This is a genomic window from Xanthobacter sp. BG11Y11_SDJG, assembly GCF_057364445.1.
This window is the reverse complement of sequence record NZ_JBNFNU010000385.1, coordinates 1-4,039: the sequence shown is the minus strand read 5'-3', so window position 1 is coordinate 4,039 and position 4,039 is coordinate 1. Positions and strand designations below refer to the sequence as shown.

The window sequence follows — 4,039 nt, the reverse complement described above, 5'->3', positions numbered from 1 at the left end:
GGCCTGCGGCCCCCATCGTCACCGCCGGCCCCGAGCACGAAGCGCGGCGAGGATGCGCGCATGCGCCTCGCCGTCCTCTCCGAGGTGCCGGGCGAGTGGGAGACCCTCTTGCGCCAGGCCATGGAGGCGGCCGGCGCGATCCGCGAGCGCACGGATCACGGCCCCTGCCCGCTGCCGGCGGACGAGGCGCTGCTCTATCAGGGCCTGGTCGGCGCCTGGCCGCTGACGCTGCGCCTCGACGACCCGGCGGCGCTCGCCGACATCAAGGCACGGGCCGGGCGCTGGTTCGCCGAGGCCGTGCGGCATGCCCGCCGCGGCACCCGGCCGCTGTTCGGGGATGCCGACTACGAGGCCGGCTGCGCGCGCTTCATCGATGCGCTGTTCGACCGGCCGGAGGCGGCGCCCGTTCGGCGCCTGCTGGCGTCCTTCGTGGAGCGCATCTCGCTGGCGAGCGTCATCAACGGCTATACCCAGGCGGTGCTGAAATGCACCCTGCCGGGCGTGCCGGATTTCCACCAGGGCACGGAGTTCTGGGACTTCGCGCTGGAAGAGCCGGACAATCTGCGGGCCGTGGATTTTCCCGCCCGCACCTCCGCCTCGCCTCGGGCCTGCCCACCGAGGTTCTGCTCGGCACCTGGCCGGACGGGCGCGCCAAGCAGGCGCTCATCGCCCGCCTGCTGCGCCTGCGCGCCGCCGAGCCGGCCCTGTTCGCCAAGGGCAGCTACGAGCCGCTCCATGTGGAAGGCATGCGGGACGGCAGCGGCTTCGCCTTCTTGCGCCGGCACGAGGGCAAGGCGGTGATCGTCGCGGTGACGCGGCTTGCCGCCCACCTCGTCGGGCCGGACCCGATGCCGCCGCGCGTGCCGACCGTGCGCTGGGGCGATACCGGCTTCGTTCTGCCCGACGACCTCGGCGGCACGTTCCGCGACGCGCTCACGGGCCGCCGCGCGGAGGCGGCGCTGGGACGCCTGGAGTTCGGAGATCTGTTCGCCGCTTTTCCGGCGGCGGTTCTCACGCCGCTCGCCTGAGCCGGAACCGGTCCGCCGCGCCGGCGTTTTCGTCAGGCAAGCGCAGCGGGCGTGCCTGTCCGCGCCAGCTGACGGAGACCGACAGTGACCGAACCCGTTATCGCCGAAGCGTCTGCCGCCGAGAAGGCCCGCGCCGAGAAGGCGCAGGCCGACAGGGAGCTGGACCAGGCCCTGGAGCAGAGCTTTCCCGCCAGCGATCCGCCCTCCCCCGTGCGCGATCCCTCGGCCGAAAAGGCTGCGGACGCCGCCGAGGAGGCTGCGGCCCGCCAGGAAGCCAAGCGCCGCTCGAAGCAGCTCGACGAGTCGCTGGAGGAGTCCTTCCCGGCGAGCGACGCCCCCGCCGCCACCCAGCCCTATGGCGGCGAAACGCCGAAGACCTCCTGAGCGTCGGAACCGGCCGCAACCGCGCCCGGCGGCCCGATGTCACGCGCGCGGCGACTGCGCGCGGGGCCGTCCCGGGCCGTCCTCCGGGGCCGGAATGAACTCGTCGTGGTCCATGGGAATGAGGTCGAACCGGCCGCGGCGCCAGGCATCCTTGGCCTCATCGATGCGCTCGAGGTGCGACGAGACAAAGTTCCACCAGATGTAGCGCGGCCCCTCCATGGGCTCGCCGCCCAGCACCATCACCCGCGCCGGCTCCAGCGCCAGGACGGAGGTGGCGACGCCGCGCCGGATCACCAGCATCTGGCCCGGCGGAAAGGCGGTGCCGTCGACCTCGACAGAACCCCCCAGGGTGAACAGCGCGCGATCCTCGTGGGTCGGGTCGATGGGCAGGCGCGCGCCGGCGGCAAGCTGCGCCTCCACATAGAAGGAGGGCGAAGAGAGCGGCACCGGCGAGGTGACGCCAAACGCCGTTCCCAGCACCACGCGGGCGCGCAGGCCCGCATCCTCCACCACCGGCAGCGCCTCGGTGCCGGAATGGTGGAAGCCGGGCGCGCATTCCTCGTCATCCTTCGGCAGCGCCACCCAGCTCTGGATGCCGAACAGCGGGCCGCCGCGGGCCTTGACCGTGGCGTCGTGGCGCTCGGAATGGACGATGCCGCGCCCGGCCGTCATGAGGTTCACCGCCCCCGGCTCGATCACCCGCTCGGTGCCGAGGCTGTCGCGGTGGATCATCGCGCCTTCGAACAGATAGGTCACGGTGGACAGGCCGATGTGCGGATGGGGCCGCACGTCCTGCGCCTGGGCGGCGTCGAAGCGCACCGGCCCCATGCGGTCGAAGAAGATGAAGGGACCGATCATCTGCCCTGCCACGGATGGCAGCACGCGCGCCACCTCCATGCCGCCGATGTCGCGGGCGCGGGGGATGATCACCGTCTCCACCGCGGCGCAGCTCGCCGCATCGCCGGGCACGGGATCGGGGCAGGGAACGAAGCTCAAGGGGTGTCTCCTCGCGGCCTGGGCACAGGCGGAGCGTACCGCGTCCCGCGGCCGCGCGCCTCCCCCGCCGCATCACCTTGCGGTCATCGCGAGACGGGCGGCGTGCGCGTTGACGCAGGGACTGCCCTCAGTGCGCGCGGGAGAGGCAGAAATCCACCGCTTCCATGAGCGCGTCCTTGGCCGCGCTCGGCGGGAACAGGGCCAGCGCGTCCTTGGCGATGGCGCCGTAATGGCGCGCGCGCTCAAGCGTGTCGGCGAGGGCACGATGCTTGGTGAGCAGGCCGATCGCCTGGGCGAGGTGCGCGTCCGTCACCTCGCCGTTCTCCAGGCACTTCTGCCAGAAGGCCCGCTCCGGGCCGTCGCGCGGCGGAAGGCGAGCAGCACCGGAAGAGTGATCTTGCCCTCGCGGAAGTCGTCGCCCACGTTCTTGCCGAGCTTGGCCTGGCTGCCGCCATAGTCGAGCGCGTCGTCCACCAGTTGGAAGGCGATGCCGAGATTCATGCCATAGGAGCGGCAGGCGCCGAGTTCGGTCTTCGAGCGCTGGCCGAGCACCGCGCCCACCTCGCAGGCGGCGGCGAACAGCTCGGCGGTCTTGCCGCGCACCACGGCGAGGTAGTCGTCCTCGGAGGTGGCGGTGTTCTTGGCGGCGGCGAGCTGCATCACCTCGCCTTCGGCAATCACGCAGGCGGCGTTGGAGAGGATGTCGAGGCACTGCATGGAGCCGACTTCGACCATCATCTTGAACGCCTGGCCGAGCAGGAAGTCGCCCACCAGGACGCTGGCCTCGTTGCCCCAGAGCTTGCGCGCGGCGAGCTTGCCGCGGCGCATGTCGCTCTCGTCCACCACGTCGTCGTGAAGCAAAGTCGCGGTGTGCATGAATTCCACCGCGGCGGCGAGCTTCACATGGCCCTCGCCCCGATAGTCGCACAAGGCGGCGCAGGCGAGCGTCAGCATCGGCCGCAGCCGCTTGCCGCCGGACGAGATGAGGTGGTTCGCCACCTCCGGAATCATGGCGACGTCGGAGCCGGTGCGCGACAGGATGGTCGCGTTGACGCGGTTCATGTCCGCGGACACGAGGCGCACCAGCGCCTCGATGGACGGCTCGTTGGGCTCGAACGGTAGGACGAGGGCCAAAATGCGCTCCCGCTTGTCTTTCTCAGAGCCGGATGCTTTTGGACGCCATCGCAGGGCGATATCGTCTAAAAGCTGGGTCCGTCTCCATTCGATATTTGCCGCACCATAGGGATGCCGGGGGGTTGGGTGCAAGCGGCGCACCGCCGCAAGGCCCGGCCCGGCGAGCCGAGAGGACCGGATGAAGGAGCTGGCGCGGACCAACGACATGGTGCTGCTCGGGGCCATGGAGGCCCTGCTCGAGGCCGCCGACATCGGCCACATGGTGGCGGATGCCCACATCAGCGCCCTCGAAGGCTCCATCGGCATCCTGCCGCGCCGCCTCCTGGTGCTCGACGACGACGCGCCCCGCGCCCGGCGCCTGCTCAGCGACGCCGGCTGGGCCTATGCGCTGCTGGATCCGGACTGAGGCGCGCCATGGCTACGCTGCCGCCCGGCACCACCACCTGCGATCGCGTGCTCGGCGGCCGCCCACCACCTATGTGGGGCATCCGCTGCTG

4 protein-coding genes and 2 pseudogenes are annotated in these 4,039 nt (G+C 71.5%); 4 read left to right on the top strand and 2 right to left on the bottom strand.

Annotated features, from left to right (window positions below; genetic code table 11):
• The 3 genes and pseudogenes from AC2W7M_RS21290 to AC2W7M_RS21280 all read left to right on the top strand — a co-directional run.
• Positions 1 to 801: pseudogene (locus AC2W7M_RS21290) on the top strand (hypothetical protein); the annotation flags it as partial.
• The gene (locus AC2W7M_RS21285; RefSeq protein WP_486134712.1) at positions 747 to 1,028 is read left to right on the top strand and encodes a hypothetical protein; all 282 of its coding nucleotides are present in this window, start codon (positions 747 to 749) and stop codon (positions 1,026 to 1,028) included. The pseudogene AC2W7M_RS21290 and the gene AC2W7M_RS21285, both read left to right, overlap by 55 nt.
• Before the next feature lie 84 nt (positions 1,029 to 1,112).
• The gene (locus tag AC2W7M_RS21280) at positions 1,113 to 1,412 is read left to right on the top strand and encodes a hypothetical protein (RefSeq protein ID WP_486134711.1); all 300 of its coding nucleotides are present in this window, start codon (positions 1,113 to 1,115) and stop codon (positions 1,410 to 1,412) included.
• A 39-nt stretch (positions 1,413 to 1,451) separates the two neighbouring features.
• Here AC2W7M_RS21280 and AC2W7M_RS21275 read toward each other — a convergent pair whose 3' ends face one another.
• Together AC2W7M_RS21275 and AC2W7M_RS21270 are read right to left on the bottom strand one after the other, a co-directional pair.
• Positions 1,452 to 2,408 carry a pirin family protein gene (locus AC2W7M_RS21275; protein WP_486134709.1) on the bottom strand — a complete coding sequence of 319 codons (957 nt, stop codon included), beginning with the start codon at positions 2,406 to 2,408 and terminating at the stop codon, positions 1,452 to 1,454.
• Between the two features lie 127 nt (positions 2,409 to 2,535).
• Positions 2,536 to 3,470, bottom strand: a pseudogene (locus AC2W7M_RS21270) (polyprenyl synthetase family protein).
• Positions 3,471 to 3,720: 250 nt separating this feature from the next.
• Here AC2W7M_RS21270 and AC2W7M_RS21265 point away from each other — a divergent pair.
• Complete coding sequence (locus AC2W7M_RS21265; protein WP_486134707.1) at positions 3,721 to 3,948, top strand: putative signal transducing protein; 228 nt, start codon at positions 3,721 to 3,723, stop codon at positions 3,946 to 3,948.
• Positions 3,949 to 4,039 lie beyond the last annotated feature (91 nt).

Excerpts from the sequence above, each read along its gene's own strand:
- AC2W7M_RS21285 (WP_486134712.1), top strand. The coding sequence starts at position 747 with ATGCGGGACGGCAGCGGCTTCGCCTTCTTGCGCCGGCACGAGGGCAAG.
- AC2W7M_RS21265 (WP_486134707.1), top strand. The coding sequence starts at position 3,721 with ATGAAGGAGCTGGCGCGGACCAACGACATGGTGCTGCTCGGGGCCATG.